Source organism: Streptomyces ficellus (assembly GCF_009739905.1).
Lineage (GTDB): Bacteria > Actinomycetota > Actinomycetes > Streptomycetales > Streptomycetaceae > Streptomyces > Streptomyces ficellus_A.
Map to the genome: position 1 here is coordinate 5,540,280 of NZ_CP034279.1, position 20,360 is coordinate 5,560,639.

Sequence of the window (20,360 nt, forward strand, 5' to 3'; positions counted from 1 at the left end):
CCACGACGACGACGGGAGAGCCGATGCGTTCCGACGCCTGGTCGCCCATGGACGGTCGCCCCGCCCCGCAGGGTATGTACGACCCCCGCAACGAGCACGACGCCTGCGGTGTCGGCTTCGTTGCCACCCTCACCGGTGTAGCCAGCCACGCACTGGTGGAGCAGGCGCTGACCGTTCTGCGCAACCTGGAGCACCGGGGCGCCACCGGCTCCGAGCCCGACTCCGGCGACGGCGCGGGCATCCTGCTCCAGGTCCCGGACGCCTTCCTCCGCGAGGTCACCGACTTCGCCCTCCCCGCGGCCGGCGAGTACGCCGTCGGCATCGCCTTCCTCCCCGCCGACGGCTCCGCACAGGCCGTCTCGCGGATCGAGACGATCGCCGCCGAGGAGAACCTCACCGTCCTCGGCTGGCGCGAGGTCCCCGTCGCCCCCGAGCTGCTCGGCGCCAGCGCCCGCTCGACCATGCCGGTCTTCCGTCAGCTGTTCGTCGGCGACGGCACGAGCACGGGCATCGACCTGGACCGCAAGGCGTTCGTGCTGCGCAAGCGCGCCGAGCGCGAGGCCGGGGTCTACTTCCCCTCGCTCTCCGCCCGCACCATCGTCTACAAGGGCATGCTCACCACCGGGCAGCTGGAGCCCTTCTTCCCGGACCTGTCGGACCGCCGCTGCGCCACCGCCGTCGCGCTCGTGCACTCCCGGTTCTCGACCAACACCTTCCCGAGCTGGCCGCTCGCCCACCCGTACCGTTTCGTCGCGCACAACGGCGAGATCAACACGGTCAAGGGCAACCGCAACTGGATGCGGGCTCGCGAGTCGCAGCTCGTCTCGGACGCCTTCGGTGCCGAGAAGCTGGACCGGATCTTCCCGGTCTGCACCCCGGACGCCTCCGACTCCGCCTCCTTCGACGAGGTCCTGGAGCTGCTCCACCTCGGTGGCCGTTCGCTGCCGCACAGCGTCCTGATGATGGTCCCCGAGGCGTGGGAGAACCACGACTCCATGGACCCGGCCCGGCGCGCCTTCTACCAGTACCACTCCACGATGATGGAGCCCTGGGACGGCCCGGCCTGCGTCACCTTCACCGACGGCGTCCAGGTCGGTGCCGTTCTCGACCGCAACGGTCTGCGCCCCGGCCGCTACTGGGTCACCGACGAGGGCCTCGTCGTGCTGTCCTCCGAGGTCGGCGTCCTCGACATCGACCCGGCCAAGGTGGTCCGCAAGGGCCGCCTCCAGCCCGGCAAGATGTTCCTGGTCGACACCGCCGAGCACCGCATCATCGAGGACGACGAGATCAAGGCCGCCCTGGCCGCCGAGCACCCGTACCAGGAGTGGCTGGAGACCGGGATCATCGAGCTCGAGGACCTCCCCGAGCGCGAGCACATCGTCCACACCCACGCCTCGGTCACCCGCCGCCAGCAGACCTTCGGCTACACCGAGGAGGAGCTGCGCGTCCTCCTCGCGCCGATGGCCCGCACGGGCGCCGAGCCGATCGGCTCCATGGGCACGGACTCGCCGATCGCCGCGCTCTCCGAGCGCCCGCGTCTGCTGTTCGACTACTTCACCCAGCTGTTCGCGCAGGTCACCAACCCGCCGCTGGACGCCATCCGCGAGGAGCTCGTCACCTCGCTGCACTCCTCGCTCGGCCCCCAGGGCAACCTGCTGGAGCCGACCGCCGCGTCCTGCCGCAGCGTCACCCTGCCGTTCCCGGTGATCGACAACGACGAGCTGGCCAAGCTCATCCACATCAACGCCGACGGCGACATGCCCGGCATGACGGCCGCCACGCTCTCCGGCCTCTACCGGGTCTCCGGCGGCGGTGAGGCCCTCGCCGCCCGGATCGAGGAGATCTGCGCCGAGGCCGACGCCGCCATCGAGGGCGGCGCCCGCCTGATCGTGCTCTCCGACCGGCACTCCGACGCCGAGCACGCGCCGATCCCGTCGCTGCTGCTCACCTCGGCCGTCCACCACCACCTCATCCGCACCAAGCAGCGCACCCAGGTGGGCCTGCTGGTCGAGGCCGGTGACGTCCGCGAGGTGCACCACGTCGCGCTGCTCATCGGTTACGGCGCCGCCGCCGTCAACCCGTACCTCGCCATGGAGTCGGTCGAGGACCTGGTCCGCGCCGGCACCTTCGTCGAGGGCCTGGAGGCCGAGAAGGCCATCCGCAACCTCATATACGCCCTCGGCAAGGGCGTCCTGAAGGTCATGTCCAAGATGGGCATCTCGACCGTCGCCTCCTACCGCGGCGCGCAGGTCTTCGAGGCCGTCGGTCTGGACGAGACCTTCGTCGAGAAGTACTTCAACGGCACCGCCACCAAGATCGGCGGCGCCGGCCTGGACGTCGTCGCCAAGGAGGTCGCCGCCCGTCACGCCAAGGCGTACCCCGCCTCCGGCGTCCCCTCCGCGCACCGCGCGCTCGAGATCGGCGGCGAGTACCAGTGGCGCCGCGAGGGCGAGCCGCACCTGTTCGACCCCGAGACGGTCTTCCGCCTCCAGCACGCCACCCGCTCCGGCCGCTACGACATCTTCAAGAAGTACACGGACCGGGTGAACGAGCAGTCCGAGCGGCTGATGACGCTGCGCGGCCTGTTCGGCTTCAGCTCCGACCGCCCCTCGATCCCGGTCGAGGAGGTCGAGCCGGTCTCCGAGATCGTCAAGCGGTTCTCCACCGGCGCCATGTCGTACGGCTCCATCTCCCAGGAGGCGCACGAGACCCTCGCCATCGCCATGAACCAGCTGGGCGGCAAGTCCAACACCGGTGAGGGCGGCGAGGACCCCGAGCGCCTGTACGACCCGGCGCGGCGTTCCTCCATCAAGCAGGTCGCCTCCGGCCGCTTCGGCGTCACCAGCGAGTACCTGGTCAACGCGGACGACATCCAGATCAAGATGGCCCAGGGCGCCAAGCCCGGCGAGGGCGGCCAGCTGCCCGGCCACAAGGTCTACCCGTGGGTCGCCAAGACCCGGCACTCGACGCCGGGCGTCGGCCTGATCTCCCCGCCGCCGCACCACGACATCTACTCCATCGAGGACCTGGCGCAGCTGATCCACGACCTCAAGAACGCCAACCCGGCCGCCCGCATCCACGTGAAGCTGGTGTCCGAGGTCGGCGTCGGGACCGTGGCCGCCGGTGTGTCCAAGGCCCACGCGGACGTCGTCCTCATCTCCGGCCACGACGGCGGTACGGGCGCCTCCCCGCTCACCTCGCTGAAGCACGCGGGCGGCCCCTGGGAGCTCGGCCTCGCCGAGACCCAGCAGACCCTGCTGCTCAACGGCCTGCGCGACCGGATCGTCGTCCAGACCGACGGCCAGCTCAAGACCGGCCGCGACGTCGTCATCGCCGCGCTGCTCGGCGCCGAGGAGTTCGGTTTCGCGACCGCGCCGCTCGTCGTCTCCGGCTGCGTCATGATGCGCGTCTGCCACCTGGACACCTGCCCGGTCGGCATCGCCACCCAGAACCCGGTGCTGCGCGACCGCTTCACCGGCAAGGCCGAGTACGTCGTCAACTACTTCCGCTTCATCGCGGAGGAGGTGCGCGAGCTCCTCGCCGAGCTGGGCTTCCGTACGCTCCAGGAGGCCGTCGGCCACGCCGAGATGCTCGACACCACCCGCGCGGTCACGCACTGGAAGGCGCAGGGCCTGGACCTGGAGCCGCTGTTCTACGTGCCGGAGCTGCCGGAGGGCGCGGTGCGCCACCAGCAGCACCAGCAGGACCACGGCCTGGAGAAGGCGCTGGACAACCAGCTCATCGAGCTGGCCGCCGAGGCACTCGGCGCGTCCTGTGCGGAGGAGGCCCGGCCGGTCCGCGCCCAGGTCGCGATCCGCAACATCAACCGGACGGTCGGCACCATGCTCGGCCACGAGGTGACGAAGAAGTTCGGTGGAGCGGGGCTCCCCGACGACACCATCGACATCACCTTCACCGGCTCGGCCGGCCAGTCCTTCGGCGCGTTCGTGCCGCGCGGCGTCACGCTGCGCCTGGAGGGCGACGCCAACGACTACGTCGGCAAGGGCCTGTCCGGCGGCCGTGTGATCGTCCGCCCCGACCGGGGCGCCGACCACCTGGCCGAGTACTCGACCATCGCCGGCAACACCATCGCGTACGGCGCCACCGGCGGCGAGGTCTTCCTCCGCGGCCGCACCGGCGAGCGGTTCTGCGTCCGCAACTCCGGCGCGCTGGTGGTCTCCGAAGGCGTGGGCGACCACGGCTGCGAGTACATGACCGGCGGTCACGCGGTGGTGCTCGGCGAGACGGGCCGCAACTTCGCGGCCGGCATGTCGGGCGGTGTCGCGTACGTCATCGACCTCGACCGGGAGAACGTCAACTCCGGCAACCTCGGCGCGGTCGAGGCACTGGACGAGACGGACAAGGCGTGGCTGCACGACGTCGTGCGCCGCCACCACGAGGAGACGGGCTCGACCGTAGCCGAGAAGCTCCTTGCCGACTGGTCCACCGCCGCGGACCGATTCAGCAAGATCATCCCGACCACGTACAAGGCCGTGCTCGCCGCCAAGGACGCCGCTGAGCTCGCCGGTCTCTCCGAGCAGGAGACCACCGAGAAGATGATGGAGGCGGCGACCCATGGCTGACCCCAAGGGCTTCCTGACCACCGGGCGCGAGGTCGCCAAGACCCGCCCCGTCGACGAGCGCGTCAAGGACTGGAACGAGGTCTACGTCCCCGGCTCCCTGCTGCCGATCATCAGCAAGCAGGCCGGCCGGTGCATGGACTGCGGCATCCCGTTCTGCCACAACGGCTGCCCGCTCGGGAACCTCATCCCCGAGTGGAACGACTACGCCTACCGCGAGGACTGGCAGGCCGCCTCCGAGCGGCTGCACGCCACCAACAACTTCCCGGAGTTCACCGGGCGGCTGTGCCCCGCTCCCTGCGAGTCGGCGTGCGTGCTGGGCATCAACCAGCCCGCCGTCACCATCAAGAACGTCGAGGTCTCGATCATCGACAAGGCGTGGGACTCCGGTGACGTCACGCCGCAGCCCCCGGAGCGGCTGTCCGGCAAGACCGTCGCCGTCATCGGCTCCGGCCCGGCGGGCCTCGCCGCGGCCCAGCAGCTGACCCGCGCCGGCCACACGGTCGCCGTGTACGAGCGGGCCGACCGCATCGGCGGCCTGCTGCGGTACGGCATCCCCGAGTTCAAGATGGAGAAGGTGCACATCAACCGCCGCATCGAGCAGATGCGCGCGGAAGGCACCAAGTTCCGCACCGAGGTCGAGATCGGCGTCGACATCGACGCGGCGAAGCTGCGCCGGCGCTACGACGCGGTCGTCATCGCGGCCGGTGCCACCGTCTCGCGCGACCTGCCCGTCCCGGGCCGCGACCTCAAGGGCATCCACTTCGCGATGGAGTACCTGCCGCTCGCCAACAAGGTGCAGGAGGGCGACTTCGTGGCGCCCCCCATCACCGCCGAGGGCAAGCACGTCGTGGTCATCGGCGGCGGCGACACCGGCGCGGACTGCGTGGGCACCGCCCACCGCCAGGGCGCGGCCTCCGTCACCCAGCTGGAGATCATGCCGCGCCCGGGCGAGGAGCGGAACCCCGGCCAGCCCTGGCCGACCTTCCCCATGCTCTACAAGGTCACCTCGGCCCACGAGGAGGGCGGCGAGCGGGTCTACTCCGTCTCCACCACCCACTTCGAGGGCGACGAGGACGGCAACGTCCAGTACCTCCACCTCGTCGAGGTCGAGTTCAAGGACGGCAAGCTCGAGCAGAAGCCCGGCACCGAGCGGAAGATCCCCGCACAGCTGGTCACCCTCGCCATGGGCTTCACCGGCACCGACCAGTCCAACGGCCTGGTGCAGCAGTTCGGCCTGGAGCTCGACGAGCGCGGCAACGTCGCCCGTGACGCCGACTACGCGACCAACGTCGACGGCGTCTTCGTCGCCGGTGACGCGGGCCGCGGCCAGTCGCTCATCGTCTGGGCCATCGCCGAGGGCCGCTCCGCCGCGCGCGGCGTGGACCGCTACCTCACGGGCGCCAGCGAGCTGCCGGCCCCCATCCGCCCGACGGACCGCGCACTCACGGTCTGACATCATGGAGCCGGGCGCCCCGCACAACGCCGTGCGGGACGCCCCCGGCCGCAGCGCCCCGCGGCGTGCGGACCGCCCCGGCCGGAGACGGCCACCGCGTCACGAGCCGGCCCGGCGTGCCAGGGCACCCCTCATACGTCCCGTACAACGGCGTGCGGAACACAGCAGCGTCTGCCGTGTCCCCGACCGGACCTTGGCAGGCGCTGCGCCCTTTCCGCGTGCGGCGCGTGCGGCGCCGGTGTGCGCGCCGAGTGCGCCCTGTCGGCCGGCACCCCGTTCCTCCTACGATCGGACTGCCCGGTCGGCCGCCCGACCGGTTGCTCGCACGGGGGAGGGGGCCGGCCATGCCGACGGCACGGACGAACCGGAGGGAACGCGTGGGCGTGCTCGCCCCGCACCACCGCGAGCGCACCGCCCCGGGGAGGCCCCGTGCGGCACCCCCTGCCTGACCTCGGCCGGCGCCCCCCGTTCGCGGCCGAGCGGCGGGTCGCCGTCGCCGCGGCCGAGGCGGGCGGGCGACTGCTGTGCGGCCACTTCGGCGACACCGGAGCCGTACGGACCATGCGGCCCCACGGCGACGTGGTCACCGCCCTCGCCCCGGCCGCCGAGGAGCTGATCCTCACCCGGCTGCGGCATCACTTCCCGCACGACCGCATCCTCTCCCGGGGTGCCGCGCTCCCGGCCACCGGCACCGGCCGCACCTGGCTGGTCGACCCGCTGGACGGCCGCGACAACGCGGCCATCGGCCTGCCCGCGTACGCCGTCGGCATCGGGCTGTGCGTCGGGGACATCCCGGTCGTCGGCGTCGTCCACGAACCCGTCACCGGCCGCACCTGGCACGCCGTCACCGGACAGGGCGCCCACGACGGCGACGGCGCCCGGCTGCGCGGCCCCCGCAGCACCCTGCCGGGACCGGGCCCCGTGCTGGCCTGGACGCAGGGCCAGGCCGTGGACCGTGCCGACCGCACGGCGACCGCGCTGCGCGGCGCCCTGGAGCGGCGCTGCCGGCGCGTCCTGCGCCTGTGGGCACCGCTGCTGGGGTGGAGCCTGCTCGCGCGCGGCACCGTCGACGGCTTCGTCGGCTACCGCGCCGAGGGCGTCGGCCTGCCGCCCGGCGCGCTGCTGGCCGCCGAGGCGGGCGCGGAGCTGCGCACCCTGCGCGGCGCCCCGTTCCGGCCCGGGTTCGGCGGCCCCGACACCGGGCGCGGCTTCGTCGCCGCCCGGGCGGAAACCCTCACCTACGTCCTGGAGGAGGTCGCCGCGGTGCTCAGGAGGGCATCTTGACGACTCCCCGGTGGCGGGCGGTGACGATCGCATAGGCTCGCCATATGCCCATCAGCCTGCAGAAGATGGAGGCGACCGCGCCCGCGCTCGTCGACCTCTACAAGAGCGCGGGCGTGTCGCTGCGCAAGCACGGACTGGGCCGGGAGCGGGCCGCGGTCTACCTGGTGATCGACTACTCGGGCTCGATGAAGCCCTACTACAAGGACGGCAGTGTCCAGGCGCTCGCCGACCGGGTGCTGGGCCTGTCGGCCAACCTCGACGACGACGGCCGGGTCCCGGTGGTCTTCTTCTCCACCGACATCGACGCCGAGACGGACATCGCCCTCGACGGCCACCAGGGCCGCATCGAGCGGATCGTCGCCGGGCTCGGCCACATGGGCAAGACCAGTTACCACCTGGCCATGGACGCCGTCATCGACCACTACCTCGACAGCGGCACCACCGCCCCGGCGCTCGTCGTCTTCCAGACGGACGGCGGCCCCATCAACAAGCTCGCCGCCGAGCGCTACCTCTGCAAGGCGGCCGAGCTGCCGCTGTTCTGGCAGTTCATCGGCTTCGGCGACCCGGGCAGCCGCCAGTTCGACTTCCTGCGCAAGCTCGACGAGCTGGCCGTCCCCGCCAAGCGCCGCGTCGACAACGCGGGCTTCTTCCACGCCGGCGCCGACCCCCGGCGCGTCCCGGACACCGAGCTGTACGACCGGCTGGTCGCCGAGTTCCCCCACTGGCTCGCCGCCGCCCGCGCCCAGGGCATCGTGCGATGAGCGGGCGCGTGCGGGTGCTGAGGGCGGCCGGCCGGGCGGCGGTGCCGTGGCGGAACGGCGGCGGCGTCACCCGGGAGGTCGCCGCCCGGCACGGGGGCGCCGGGGCGGCCGGCTTCGACTGGCGGGTCAGCCTCGCGGACGTCGGGGCGGACGGGCCGTTCTCCGCGTTCCCCGGTACCGAGCGCATCCTCACGGTCGTCGAGGGCGCCGGGATGGACCTGACCGCCGGCGAACGGCTCCTGCGGGCGGAGCCGTACGTCCCGCTGCCCTTCCCCGGTGACGTCCCGACCGTCGGACGGCTCCTCGCCGGGCCGGTCGTCAACCTGAACGTGATGCACCTGCGCGGCGCGGTCACGGCGGGCGTCACCGTCGTACGGGGCGGGGCGCCCGTCCCGGTTGCGCCGGACGCGACGGTGCTCGTGGTCGCCCTGGACGCCCCTGCGGTGGTCGCGGGCGCCGAACTGGAGCGGTACGACGCGGTGTTGTGCGACGCCCCCGGGGCGACGGTGCGCACCGGCGGGCACGCGGCGGTCGTCACGTTCCGCCGGCCGGGCTGAGCCGGCCGTGTGATTGTCCCCGGCCCTTCGTGAGGGGCGGGGCCCGGCGGGTAGGGCTGCACCTCGGGGCCCGGACCACCGCACAGGAGACACGCCATGCACCGTTCGAGTTTCGTCCTCGCCGCCACCACCGCGCTCGCCCTCGCGGCCTCCGGGCAGGGCTGGGCCGGCACCTCCAGTGCCTCCAGCACCTCCAGCGGCGACATCACCACCAGCTGGGGCGACCGCACCCGCATCCAGCTGACTTGGACCGACCGGAACTCGTTCCGTGACGGCACCCTCGCCGTCGCCGACCAGACGTGCGACGACCGCACCCTCTACGCCACCCTCACCGTCCGCACCGGCTCCGGCACCACCCTCGCGGCGGAGGACCGCCACAACACCCGTGGCTGCGGCACGACCACCGACTTCCGCGACCTGCGGGCCACCGACCCGAGCGGCATCCGCAGCGTCACGATGACCCTGTGCCGCCGACAGGCCGGCATGCCCGACCACTGCGAGACCCGGTACACCAGCTTCAACCCGTACAACCCGAGCTACGGCTTCTGACCGCCGCCGGGCGGACTCAAGGGACCGTTCAGCACCCGCCCAGCACCTGTTCCCGGCACCGGGCGGGCGTGCCCCAGGCGTCACGCAACGGGCGCGCCTTGCGCAGCCACAGGGCCAGGTCCAGCTCCTCGGTGTAGCCGACGGCGCCGTGCAGCTGGAGCGCGGTGCGGGCGGCCCGGTACGCCGCCTCGCCGGCCGCCACCTTGGCCGCCGCCACATCGGCGGTACGCAGCGACCGGGCCGCCCCGTACAGCAGCGGCCGGGCGAACTCCAGCGCCAGCAGCGTGTCCGCCAGCCGGTGCTTGACCGACTGGAACGAGCCGACCGCCACCCCGAACTGCGTGCGCCGCTTCACGTACGCCACCGTCCGGTCCAGCAGCGCGTACCCGACGCCCAGCGCCTGCGCGCCCGTCGCCAGCGCCGCCCACCCGGCCGCGTACCGCACCGCCTCCGCCACGTGCGGGCCCGCCGCCAGCACCTCCCCGCCCGGCGCGGGCCGTGCGAGCCGCCGCACCGGATCGGCGCTCACCCGCACCGGGCCGTGCCCGGGCGCGGCCCGCAGCTCCTCGCCGTCCGCCACGAGGACGAGGCCTGCGGTGTCCGCGTCCAGGGCGTACCCCGGCCCGACCGCCAGGGTCGCCGTCAGCCCGCCCGCCGCGAGGGCCGGCAGCAGCCGCTTCGCGGGCCCGCGCTCCCCGAGCCGCCCCAGCAGCGCCGCGACCGCCACGGTCTCCACCACCGGGCCCGGCACCGCGTGGCGGCCCAGCTCGGTGAACGCCAGCGCCACCTCCGGCGGCAGGACGCCCAGCCCGCCCTCGTACGCCTCGGGCACCGCCAGCGCGAAGACCCCGGCCTCCGCGAGCCGTCCCCACAGCGCCCGCCCCGGGCCCGGGTCCCCGGCCGCCCACGCCCGCGCCGCCGACGGGGTGTCACCGGCGGAGAGCATGGCGTCCAGCGCGCGGGTGAAGTCCCGCTGCCCGTCCGTCAGGTACGCACCCATCAGCGGCGGCCCTTCGGCAGGCCGAGCAGCCGCTCGGCGATGATGTCCCGCTGGATCTCGTTCGTCCCGGCGTAGACCGGCCCGGCGAGCGCGAAGGTGTACCCCTCGGCCCAGTCGGTGTCGGCGAACTCGGCCACCGCGCCGAGGAGTTCCAGGGCCGTCTCGTGCAGGGCGATGTCGTACTCGGACCAGAAGACCTTCGTCAGGCTGGACTCCGCGCCCATCGCCCCGCCGCCCGCCGCCAGCTCCGTGAACAGCTGGTACGCCCGCGCCCCGACCACCGCGTCCGCCACCCGGTCGCGCACCGCCGGGTCGCACCCGGCCTCCCGCCACAGCCGCACCAGCCGGCCGGCGGACGCCAGGAAACGGCCGGGGGAGCGGAGCATCAGGCCGCGCTCGTTGCCGGTCGCCGACATCGCGATCCGCCAGCCGTCGCCGGGTGCGCCGATCACGTCCTCGTCCGGGACGAACACCCCGTCCAGGAACAGCTCGGCGAACGCCGGCTTCCCGTCCAGCCGCGCGACCGGCCGCACGGTCACCCCCGGCTCCCGCAGCCCGAACATCAGGTACGTCAGGCCCCGGTGCGGCCGGTCCGCCGCCGGGTCCGAACGGAAGACGCCGAACGCCCGGTCGGCGAACGCGGCCCGCGACGACCAGGCCTTCTGCCCGTGCAGCAGCCAGCCGCCGTCCGTGCGCACCGCCCGCGAGCGCAGCGAGGCGAGGTCGGAGCCCGCCTCCGGCTCCGACCAGGCCTGCGCCCACACCGTCCGCCCGCCCGCCATGGACGGCAGGAGGCGGGCCCGCTGCTCCTCGGTACCGTGGTCGAAGAGGGTGGGTGCGAGGAGGCTGACGCCGTTCTGCGAGACGCGGCCGGGCGCCCCCGCCGCCCAGTACTCCTCCTCGAACGCCAGCCAGTGCGGGAGGTCCACGCCCCGCCCGCCGTACCGCTCCGGCCAGTTGACCACCGACCAGCGGCCCTCGTGCAGCTCCGCCTCCCAGGCCCGGTGCGCCGCGAAGCCCTCCGCCGTCTCCAGGGACGGCAGCGGCTCGGACGGAACGTGGGCGGCCAGCCAGGCGCGGGCCTGTGACCGGAAGGCTTCGACGGACTCGTCCACGGCGCCCCCTGTGCGACGGCTTCCCTAACAAGCGTTTGGCAGGTTAGCGTACGCGTATGAAGAGCGTCGAGCACCCGCCCGACCCCGGACCCGAGTACCTCCCCGGGCACGGCCTGCTGGCCGGACGTACCGCCGTCATCACGGCCGCCGCCGGCGCCGGCATCGGCGGCGCCACCGCGCGCCGCTTCCTGGAGGAGGGCGCCCGGGTGCTCCTCAGCGACGCTCACGCCCGGCGCCTGAAGGAGACCGAGCGGGCGCTCGCCGAGGAGTTCGGCGCGTCCGCCGTCGCCGCCCAGCCCTGCGACGTCACCCGGGAGGACCAGGTCGGGGCACTCTTCGACACGGCGGTACGGCTCCACGGCCGCCTCGACGTGGTCGTCAACAACGCCGGGCTCGGCGGCACCGCGCACCTCGCCGACATGACCGACGAGCAGTGGAGCCGCGTCCTGGACGTCACCCTGGGCGGCACCTTCCGCTGCACCAGGGCGGCGCTGCGGCTGCTCCGCGACCAGCCGGGCGGCGGCGGGGCCGTCGTCAACAACGCCTCCGTCGCCGGCTGGCGCGCCCAGGCGGGCCAGGCCCACTACGCCGCCGCCAAGGCGGGCGTCATGGCCCTCACCCGCTGCGCGGCGATCGAGGCCGCCCCGTACGGCGTCCGCGTCAACGCCGTCGCGCCGAGCCTCGCGATGCACCCGCACCTGGTGAAGGTGACCTCCGCCGGACTGCTGGAGGAACTCACCGCGCGCGAGGCCTTCGGGCGGTACGCCGAGCCCTGGGAGGTCGCCAACGTCATCGTCTTCCTCGCCAGCGGCTACGCCTCGTACATGACCGGCGAGACCGTGTCCGTCAGCAGCCAGCACGCCTAGCCCCACAATGGCCCCGTGCCGAAGCAGACGAAGAAGCCCCAGGTGACCGCCCCCGCGCCCGAGCGGCGCGCCGAAATCCTCGCCACCGCGGCGGAGGTGTTCGCCGCGCACGGGTACAACGCCACGACCGTCCGCAGGATCGCCGACGAGGCGGGCATGCTCGCCGGCAGCCTCTACTACCACTTCGATTCCAAGGAATCGATGGTCGACGAGATCCTCTCCGCCTTCCTCGGCGAACTGTGGACGGGCTACGACGCCGTCCTCGCCGCCGGGCTCGGCCCGCGCGAGACGATCGAGGCGCTGGTCACCGAGTCGTTCCGCGAGATCGACCGGCACCGCGCCGCCGTCGCCATCTACCAGAAGGAATGGCGCCAACTCGCCACCCAGCCCCGCTTCCAGTACCTCTCCGACTCCCAGACCCGGTTCGAGAAGGCATGGCTCGGGACGCTGGAGCGCGGCGTGGCAGCCGGGGTCTTCCGCGACGGCCTGGACGTCCGGCTCACCTACCGGTTCGTGCGCGACACCGTGTGGGTGGCGGCGTCCTGGTACCGGCCGGGGGGCCTGCACAGCCCGGAGGAGATCGCCCGCCAGTACCTGTCGATGGTGCTGGACGGAATCGCCGTACGCACCTAGAGGAGATGTGTGATGGGTGAGGCCTACATCGTCGAAGCGGTACGCACCCCCGTCGGCCGGCGCGGAGGGGGCCTCGGCGCCGTCCACCCGGCCGACCTCGGCGCCCACGTCCTGAAGGCGCTGGTCGCACGCTCGGGCGTCGACCCGGCGGCCGTGGACGACGTGGTCTTCGGCTGTCTGGACACGGTCGGCCCCCAGGCCGGCGACATCGCCCGCACGGCGTGGCTGGCCGCCGGGCTGCCGGAGGAGGTGCCCGGCGTCACCGTCGACCGGCAGTGCGGCTCCTCGCAGCAGGCCGTCCACTTCGCCGCCCAGGCGGTCATGTCCGGCACCCAGGACCTGGTCGTCGCGGGCGGCACCCAGAACATGACGATGGTCCCCATCGCGTACGCCTCCCGCCAGGCCGCCGTGCCGCTCGGGCTGACCGAGGGCCCCTTCGCCGGTTCGGAGGGCTGGCGGGCCCGGTACGGCGACGCCCCCGTGAACCAGTTCGCCGGCGCGGAGACGATCGCCCGGCAGTGGGGCATCACCCGCTCCGCCCAGGAGGAGTACGCCCTCACCTCGCACCGGCGCGCGATCCGGGCCCTCGACGACGGGCGCTTCGCCCGCGAGACGGTGGCGTACGGATCCGTCACGGCGGACGAGGGCCCGCGCCGCGACACCACCCCGGCCAGGATGGCCGCCCTGAAGCCCGTCCTGGAGGGCGGCACCGTCACCGCCGCCTGCTCCTCCCAGGTCTCCGACGGCGCGGCGGCCCTGCTGCTGGCGAGCGAGCGGGCCGTCACCACCCACGGGCTGACCCCGCGCGCCCGCGTCCACCACCTGTCCGTGCGCGGCGAGGACCCCATCCGCATGCTGACGGCCCCCATCCCCGCGACCGACCACGCCCTCAAGAAGGCGGGCATGGCCATCGACGACATCGACCTCGTGGAGATCAACGAGGCGTTCGCCCCCGTCGTCCTCGCCTGGCTGGCCGAGACCGGCGCCGACCCCGCCCGGGTGAACGTCAACGGCGGCGCCATCGCCCTCGGCCACCCGCTCGGCGCCACCGGCGCCCGCCTGATGACCACGCTCCTCCACGAACTGGAACGCACCGGCGGCCGGTTCGGGCTCCAAACCATGTGCGAGGGCGGCGGCCAGGCGAACGTGACGATCATCGAGAGGCTGTAGCGCACCGGTGTGGCGCCGTGGCGCACGTGGCGGCGTGCCTGGTTGCGGTCGGGCCGCCGAGATGGTGTGCTACGGTTGTCCACGTTGCAGTTTTGGTACCCATGAACTTTATGTGCGCCTGACGGGAATGTTCCTCAGGCGCATTATTGTTTTACCGGCTTTCTCCGGATGGGGCCCCGACACCATCAGGAGAATTATTATGGCCACCGGTACCGTGAAGTGGTTCAACTCGGAAAAGGGCTTCGGCTTCATCGAGCAGGACGGCGGCGGCGCCGACGTCTTCGCCCACTACTCCAACATCGCCACCTCGGGCTTCCGTGAGCTCCAGGAAGGCCAGAAGGTGACCTTCGACGTCACGCAGGGCCAGAAGGGCCCCCAGGCGGAGAACATCCTCCCCGCCTGATCACCGGACACGCAGCACCGGTATCCCGCAGCCGGGACCCGCACCATGCAGTCGCAGGTGCGGGTCCCGGCTTGTGCTGTGCTCAGGCCCTGTTCAGGCCAAGGAAGGCAAATGCATGACGACGACTCGACCCGAACGCCCCGCCCGTAAGCGCCCCGCGCGCACCGGCAACGCGAACTCCGCCCGCTCCGCGAACGGCGGCAGGACGGCCGGAAACGGCAAGGCGCCCGCCCGCGGCGCGGGCAACCGCGCCCCCGTCGCGCCCCCGCGGGAATTCACCCTGCCGGAAACCGCCACCCCCGCGCTGCCCCCGGTCGCGGCCTTCGACGACCTCGACATGCCGGCCGCCCTCCTCAAGACGCTCACCGCCCAGGGCGTCACCGAGCCGTTCCCCATCCAGGCCGCGACCCTGCCGAACTCCCTCGCGGGCCGCGACATCCTCGGCCGCGGGCGCACCGGCTCCGGCAAGACGCTCGCCTTCGGGCTCGCCCTCCTGGCCCGCACGGCCGGCCGCCGCGCCGAGCCGAAGGCCCCGCTGGGCATGGTCCTGGTCCCCACGCGCGAACTCGCGCAGCAGGTGACCGACGCCCTCACCCCGTACGCGACCTCCGTGCAGCTGCGCGTGGCGACCGTCGTGGGCGGCATGTCGATCAGCCGGCAGGCGGGCGCGCTGCGCCGCGGCGCCGAGATCCTGGTCGCCACCCCCGGCCGCCTCAAGGACCTCATCGAGCGCGGCGACTGCCGCATCGACCAGGTGTCGGTCACCGTCCTGGACGAGGCCGACCAGATGGCCGACATGGGCTTCCTGCCGCAGGTCACCGCCCTGCTGAAGCAGGTCGAGCCGGACGGGCAGCGCATGCTGTTCTCGGCGACGCTCGACAAGAACATCGACCGGCTGGTGCGGATGTTCCTCACCGACCCGGTCGTGCACTCGGTCGACCCGTCGGCGGGCGCGGTGTCCACCATGGAGCACCACCTGCTGTACGTCGCCGACGAGACCGACAAGAAGGCCGTCACCGCCCGCATCGCGGCCCGCGACGGCCGGGTGATCCTCTTCCTGGACACCAAGCGGTCCGTCGACCGGCTGGTCAAGCGGCTCCTCGCCAGCGGCGTACGGGCCGCGGGCCTGCACGGCGGACGTTCGCAGCCGCAGCGCAACCGGACGCTGGACCAGTTCAAGAACGGCCAGGTCACCGCGCTCGTCGCGACCAACGTGGCGGCCCGTGGCATCCACGTCGACGACCTCGACCTCGTCGTGAACGTCGACCCGCCCACCGACCACAAGGACTACCTGCACCGCGGCGGCCGCACCGCCCGCGCGGGCGAGTCCGGCAGCGTCGTCACACTGGTCCTGCCCGACCAGAAGCGCGACATGAGCCGGCTGATGTCCCACGCGGGCATCACGCCCGGCACCGCGCGCGTGAAGTCGTCCGACGAGGAGCTGGCCCGGCTCACCGGCGCCCGTGAGCCCTCCGGAATACCGGTCACCATCGAGGTCCCGCAGCAGGCCCAGCCCGCCGCGCAGACCTCCGGCAAGCCCGGCCGTCGCCGCCGCCCCCGCCGCAGCGGCCAGGGCCCCGGTGCCGGTGAGGCCGGTGCGAGCACCCAGGCCGGCGCGCCCCGCCGCCGTGGCGGCCAGCCCGCCGCCACGGGCCGCCCCCAGGCCCGCCGCCCCCGCCGCAACGCCGCGTGACCCCGGGCGCGGCCCCCGTGCGCGGGGGCCGCGCCCTTAACCCGGGCTGCTCCGCCGCCCCGGCGCGCGGGCGCTACGGGGCGAGGCGCTCGCGTACCCGCTGCGCCTCGGACATCACCCGGCTCACGAGCTCCTCGCAGCTCGGCAGGTCCCCGATCACACCGGCGACCTGGCCCGACGCCATGACGCCCAGGTCGGTGCGGCCGTCGACCATCGCCGCGCGCAGGAGCACCGGCGTGTTGGCGGCGAGCAGGACCTGGCTCCAGGACAGGTCCCTGCCGTGCTTCATCGCCCACCCGTCCCGGACCAGGCGCGACCAGGACAGGCCCGACAGCTCGCGGAACCGCGCCGCCCCGCGGACCGCCTCCGCGAACGCCCGGACGCGGCCCGCCCGTTCGAGGGTGGCGACGAGGTCGGTGCGCAGCATGCGGTGCGGCAGCCCGTCGACGGCGGTCGTCACGGTGACGTCCCCGACGGTCGCCGCCAGATAGGCGGCCTTCACGGCGGCGGGGACGGGCGAGTCGGAGGTGAGCAGGAACCGGGTGCCCATCGCGATGCCCGCCGCGCCGTACGCGAGCGCCGCCACCAGACCGCGCCCGTCGTGGAACCCGCCCGCGGCGACGACCGGGATGTCCACCGCGTCGACGACCTGCGGGACCAGCACGGACGTGGCCACCCCACCGGTGTGGCCGCCGCCCTCGGAACCCTGCACGACCACCGCGTCCGCGCCCCACGCGGCGACCTTCTCGGCGTGGCGGCGGGCGCCCACCGACGGGACGACCACCACACCGGCGTCCTTCAGCTCGGCGATCAGCTCCCGTGAGGGCGCGAGCGCGAACGAGGCGACCCGTACGCCCTCGTCGGCGATGATCCGCACCCGCTCCCGGGCGTCCGCCGCGTCCGCCCGCAGGTTGACCCCGAACGGGGCGTCGGTGCGGGACCTCACCTCCCGCACGGCGGCGCGCAGTTCGCCGGTCGTCATGGTCGCGGAGGCGAGGATGCCGAGGGCGCCCGCGCGGGCGGTGGCGGTGACCAGGCGGGGACCGGCGACCCAGCCCATGCCGGTCTGGACGATGGGGTGGCGGACGCCGGTGAGCCTGGTCAGCGCGGTGTCCATCACGCGGTGACCTCACGGTCGCGGGCGCCGTCCGGGTCGAGCACCTCGCGGATGAGCGTCAGCTCCGCGGCGGTGGGCTCGCGGGTGCGCGGGACGTCATCGGGAATGGTGAGCGCGAAGCCGGTCGCCTCCCGGACCCGCTCGACGGTGACGCCCGGGTGCAGGGAGGCGAGCCGCAGGGACCGGTCCGGGGTGGCGAAGTCGAAGACGCCGAGGTCGCTCACGACGCGCCGGAGGCGGTGGAACCGGACGGCCCCGGGCGGGACGCGGTCGTTGCCGACCCCGCACACCATGTCGACGCGTTCGGTGAAGACGCGGGGAGAGTGCCGGGGGACCCAGTAACTGGTCGGGTTGTTGAGCGTGTTGACGGGTGCCCCGCGCACGCCGAGGAGCTGGCGGGTGGGCCGGGCCCAGTCGCCGACGCAGGAGATGTTCTGGTTGCCGTACCGGTCGAGCTGGCTCGCGCCCATCATCACGTGCCGCCTCCCGCCGGTGACCAGGGCGAGGTGGCGGCGGTAGGGGAGCCACCCCTCGACCGTGCCGTCGGGGCGGACCAGCATCGCCTCGCCGTCCGTGAGCAGCAGGTCCGGCGAGAACGTGAGCCGGGCCAGCCGGGCGCCGAGCGACGGGATCAGGCCCATGGGGCTCGCCAGGACCTCACCGTCGCCGCGCCAGGCCTCGGCGCAGGCGACGACGCAGGTCTCGGCACGACTGGCGCTCATCGCCGCCCCTCCCGCCACGCCCGGACGGCCGCCTGGTAGGCGCTCTCGTCGCCGCCCGACAGGAAACGGCCGGCGAACTCGGGCCAGGGCGTCGTCGCGTACAGCTTCTGGAACGCCTCGTCGCGCCCGTGGTCGGGGTCGCAGGAGGTGAAGTGGGCGCCGTCGGGCGCCTCGACGACCCCGGTGACGTGGTGGCGCTGGACGAGGAGCGTCTGCGGGGCGGCGTCCTTGGTCAGCTCGGCGGTCTCGACGAGCCGTTCGCACGAGACGTACGCCGCGTCGGCGGCCCGGCAGAACAGGTCGTCGAAGTAGGGGTCCGGGCCCAGGTACTGGCCGTTGCCGAGGCGGTCGGCGCGGTTGACGTGGACCAGGGCGGCGTCCATGCGCAGGGCCGGCGCGGCCACGAACTCCTCGCCGTCCTCGTACGGCGAGCGCACCGTGCGCAGGGCGGGGTTGACGTCCATGACGCCGGAGCCGAGCCCGGCGCGGACGGGCAGGAAGGGCATGCGGTGCGCCGCCGCGTACAGACCCCACATGACCATCGCCTCGTCCAGCTCCGTCAGTTCGAGGGCGCCGCGCTCGCGGGCCGCCCGGAAGTGCGGTTCCAGCGGGATCGAGTCGAGGGTGGCGAACGCGGTGACCAGTCTGCGGACGCGGCCGGCCGCGACGAGGTGGCCGATGTCGGGACCGCCGTACGAGATCACCGTCAGATCGGTGATCGTGGATCGGAGCAGTGCTCTCACCAGGGCCATCGGCTTGCGGCGTGAGCCCCAGCCGCCGATCCCGACCGTCATGCCGCTGCGCAGCCGCGCGACGGCCTCGTCGGGCGTCATGGTCTTGTCGGTGGTGATGGTCAAGACGTCGCCTCCTTCCCGGAGGTGTCGGGCTTCCCGAAGCTGTCGCGTACGCGGTCGGCGACGCCGCCGAGGCTCGCCTCGAAGGTGAAGCCCTGCTCGAAGCGGTAGCTGCGGCGTACGTCGACGGGGTCGATGCCGTTGATGGCGGCCTTGGCGAGCCGCAGCAGTCCGCCGTCCTTGCGGGCGATGTCCCGCGCCAGGCCGAGCGCGGCGCGGGGGAGTTCCCGGCACGGCACGACCCGCCACACCGACCCGTGGGCGTGCAGTTCGGCGGCGGCGACCGTGCGCGAGGTGTAGTACAGCGTCCGCATCAGGTGCTGGGGCACCAGGCGGGCCAGGTGGGTGGCCGCACCGAGCGCGCCCCGGTCGAGTTCGGGCAGCCCGAAGACGGCGTCGTCGCAGGCGACGATCGCGTCCGCGTTGCCGGCGAGCCCGACCCCGCCGCCCAGGCAGAACCCGTGCACCGCCGCGACGACCGGCACCTCGCACTCGTAGACGGCCGTGAACGCCTCGGCGCAGGCCCGGTTCACCCCGATGAGCGCCCGGCGGTCGGGGGTGTCCGCCTGCAACTCCTTGATGTCGACGCCCGCGTTGAAGCCCCGCCCGGCGGCCGCCAGCACCACGCAGCGGACGGCCGGGTCGTGCCCCGCGGCGCGCAGGGCGTCGGCGAGCTCGTACCAGCCCCGTACGGGAAGGGCGTTGACGGGCGGGAAGTCGACGGTGACGAGGGCGATGCCCCGGTCCGGGTTCGTGGTGGAGACACCCATGGGCGGATCAGCTACCTTTCCACCAAACATTTGTTAGGCGCGCTCTGGTGGAAGGTAGCAGCGGATGGAGCTAAACGGGAGGGTCGCGGTCGTCACCGGCGGCACGCGCGGTGTCGGCGCGGGCATCGCGCGGGCGTTCCTGGCGGCGGGCGCCCATGTCGTGGTCTGCGCCCGCCGGCCGCCCCCGGAGCCGGTCGGAACGGCGGGGCGGTACGCCGCGTTCCACGCCGTCGACCTGCGCGAACCGGACGCCGCGGGCCGCCTCTTCGCCGACGTGGTCGCGACACACGGCCGCCTCGACACGCTCGTCAACAACGCGGGCGGCACGCCGTACCGCCCGCTGGCGGACGGGACCACCGAGCAGCACGCCCGGGTGGTGGGCCTGAACCTGCTCGCCCCGCTCACGGCGTCCCTCGCCGCGTACGAGCACCTGCGTGCCGCGCGCGGCTCGGTCGTCATGATCGGCAGCGTCAGCGGCACGCGGCCCTCGCCCGGCACGACGGCCTACGGCGCGGCCAAGGCTGGCCTGGCGCACCTGGCCCGCTCGATGGCCGTGGAGTGGGCGCCGGAGGTACGGGTGAACACCGTCGTCCCCGGCATGGTCCGCACCGAACTGGCCCACCTGCACTACGGCGACGACACCGGGGTCGCCGCGGTCGCCCGCACCGTCCCGCTGGGGCGGCTCGCCGAGCCGTCGGACGTGGGCGACGCGGCGGTGTTCCTCGCCTCCGCCCGCGCCGCGTACATCACCGGAGCATCGCTCCTCGTCCACGGCGGCGGCGAACGCCCCGCCTTCCTGGACGCCGCGAACGCCCATCAGGAGGTCTGAC

General features: G+C 73.6%; 18 protein-coding genes. 12 read left to right on the top strand and 6 right to left on the bottom strand.

Annotated features, from left to right (window positions below; translation table 11 throughout):
* The first annotated feature begins 23 nt into the window (after positions 1-23).
* The 6 genes from gltB to EIZ62_RS24810 all read left to right on the top strand — a co-directional run bounded on the left by gltB (position 24) and on the right by EIZ62_RS24810 (position 9,187).
* Positions 24-4,583, top strand: a complete 4,560-nt coding sequence (gene gltB, locus EIZ62_RS24785; RefSeq protein WP_156694893.1) for a glutamate synthase large subunit — start codon at positions 24-26, stop codon at positions 4,581-4,583.
* Entirely contained in the window at positions 4,576-6,036 is a 1,461-nt protein-coding gene (locus tag EIZ62_RS24790) for a glutamate synthase subunit beta (protein WP_156694894.1), read from the top strand. Before gltB ends, EIZ62_RS24790 begins: the two co-directional genes overlap by 8 nt.
* Positions 6,037-6,465: 429 nt before the next feature.
* The gene (locus EIZ62_RS24795) at positions 6,466-7,320 is read left to right on the top strand and encodes an inositol monophosphatase family protein (RefSeq protein ID WP_244375955.1); all 855 of its coding nucleotides are present in this window, start codon (positions 6,466-6,468) and stop codon (positions 7,318-7,320) included.
* 44 nt (positions 7,321-7,364) lie between these two features.
* A complete protein-coding gene (locus EIZ62_RS24800) occupies positions 7,365-8,081 on the top strand; it encodes a vWA domain-containing protein (protein WP_156694895.1) in 717 nt (238 codons plus the stop codon).
* The gene (locus tag EIZ62_RS24805; RefSeq protein WP_156694896.1) at positions 8,078-8,638 is read left to right on the top strand and encodes a HutD/Ves family protein; all 561 of its coding nucleotides are present in this window, start codon (positions 8,078-8,080) and stop codon (positions 8,636-8,638) included. Before EIZ62_RS24800 ends, EIZ62_RS24805 begins: the two co-directional genes overlap by 4 nt.
* Before the next feature lie 96 nt (positions 8,639-8,734).
* Complete coding sequence (locus EIZ62_RS24810) at positions 8,735-9,187, top strand: hypothetical protein (RefSeq protein WP_156694897.1); 453 nt, start codon at positions 8,735-8,737, stop codon at positions 9,185-9,187.
* A 28-nt stretch (positions 9,188-9,215) separates the two neighbouring features.
* Here the strand turns inward: EIZ62_RS24810 and EIZ62_RS24815 are convergent, their stop codons facing one another.
* Together EIZ62_RS24815 and EIZ62_RS24820 are read right to left on the bottom strand one after the other, a co-directional pair.
* Entirely contained in the window at positions 9,216-10,187 is a 972-nt protein-coding gene (locus tag EIZ62_RS24815) for an acyl-CoA dehydrogenase family protein (RefSeq protein WP_156694898.1), read from the bottom strand.
* Positions 10,187-11,302, bottom strand: coding sequence for an acyl-CoA dehydrogenase family protein (locus EIZ62_RS24820; protein WP_156694899.1), 1,116 nt, complete (start codon positions 11,300-11,302; stop codon positions 10,187-10,189). The genes EIZ62_RS24815 and EIZ62_RS24820 overlap by 1 nt, the downstream gene beginning before the upstream one ends.
* A 56-nt stretch (positions 11,303-11,358) precedes the next feature.
* Here EIZ62_RS24820 and EIZ62_RS24825 point away from each other — a divergent pair, with 56 nt between their 5' ends.
* From EIZ62_RS24825 to EIZ62_RS24845, 5 genes are all read left to right on the top strand, one after another.
* Positions 11,359-12,168, top strand: coding sequence for an SDR family oxidoreductase (locus EIZ62_RS24825; RefSeq protein WP_156694900.1), 810 nt, complete (start codon positions 11,359-11,361; stop codon positions 12,166-12,168).
* 15 nt (positions 12,169-12,183) lie between these two features.
* Positions 12,184-12,801: a TetR/AcrR family transcriptional regulator gene (locus EIZ62_RS24830; protein WP_156694901.1), complete on the top strand. Its 618-nt coding sequence runs from the start codon at positions 12,184-12,186 to the stop codon at positions 12,799-12,801.
* A gap of 12 nt (positions 12,802-12,813) precedes the next feature.
* On the top strand, positions 12,814-13,971 hold the full coding sequence (locus EIZ62_RS24835) for an acetyl-CoA C-acetyltransferase (protein WP_156694902.1): 1,158 nt from the start codon (positions 12,814-12,816) through the stop codon (positions 13,969-13,971).
* Positions 13,972-14,170: 199 nt separating this feature from the next.
* On the top strand, positions 14,171-14,374 hold the full coding sequence (locus EIZ62_RS24840) for a cold-shock protein (RefSeq protein ID WP_005318814.1): 204 nt from the start codon (positions 14,171-14,173) through the stop codon (positions 14,372-14,374).
* 115 nt (positions 14,375-14,489) lie between these two features.
* Positions 14,490-16,067, top strand: coding sequence for a DEAD/DEAH box helicase (locus EIZ62_RS24845; RefSeq protein WP_156694903.1), 1,578 nt, complete (start codon positions 14,490-14,492; stop codon positions 16,065-16,067).
* A 73-nt stretch (positions 16,068-16,140) separates the two neighbouring features.
* Here the strand turns inward: EIZ62_RS24845 and EIZ62_RS24850 are convergent, their stop codons facing one another.
* The 4 genes from EIZ62_RS24850 to EIZ62_RS24865 are packed head-to-tail and all read right to left on the bottom strand — an operon-like array spanning position 16,141 to position 19,530.
* Entirely contained in the window at positions 16,141-17,184 is a 1,044-nt protein-coding gene (locus tag EIZ62_RS24850) for an NAD(P)H-dependent flavin oxidoreductase (RefSeq protein ID WP_156694904.1), read from the bottom strand.
* Positions 17,184-17,906 (bottom strand): CoA-transferase subunit beta, encoded by a 723-nt coding sequence (locus EIZ62_RS24855; RefSeq protein WP_156694905.1) that lies wholly within the window; start codon positions 17,904-17,906, stop codon positions 17,184-17,186. Before EIZ62_RS24855 ends, EIZ62_RS24850 begins: the two co-directional genes overlap by 1 nt.
* Positions 17,903-18,739, bottom strand: a complete 837-nt coding sequence (locus tag EIZ62_RS24860; protein WP_156696586.1) for a CoA transferase subunit A — start codon at positions 18,737-18,739, stop codon at positions 17,903-17,905. The genes EIZ62_RS24855 and EIZ62_RS24860 overlap by 4 nt, the downstream gene beginning before the upstream one ends.
* 20 nt (positions 18,740-18,759) lie before the next feature.
* On the bottom strand, positions 18,760-19,530 hold the full coding sequence (locus EIZ62_RS24865) for an enoyl-CoA hydratase family protein (RefSeq protein ID WP_156694906.1): 771 nt from the start codon (positions 19,528-19,530) through the stop codon (positions 18,760-18,762).
* 64 nt (positions 19,531-19,594) lie between these two features.
* On the opposite strand from EIZ62_RS24865, the gene EIZ62_RS24870 reads away from it, so the two are divergent.
* Positions 19,595-20,359 (top strand): SDR family oxidoreductase, encoded by a 765-nt coding sequence (locus tag EIZ62_RS24870; protein ID WP_156694907.1) that lies wholly within the window; start codon positions 19,595-19,597, stop codon positions 20,357-20,359.
* Position 20,360 lies beyond the last annotated feature (1 nt).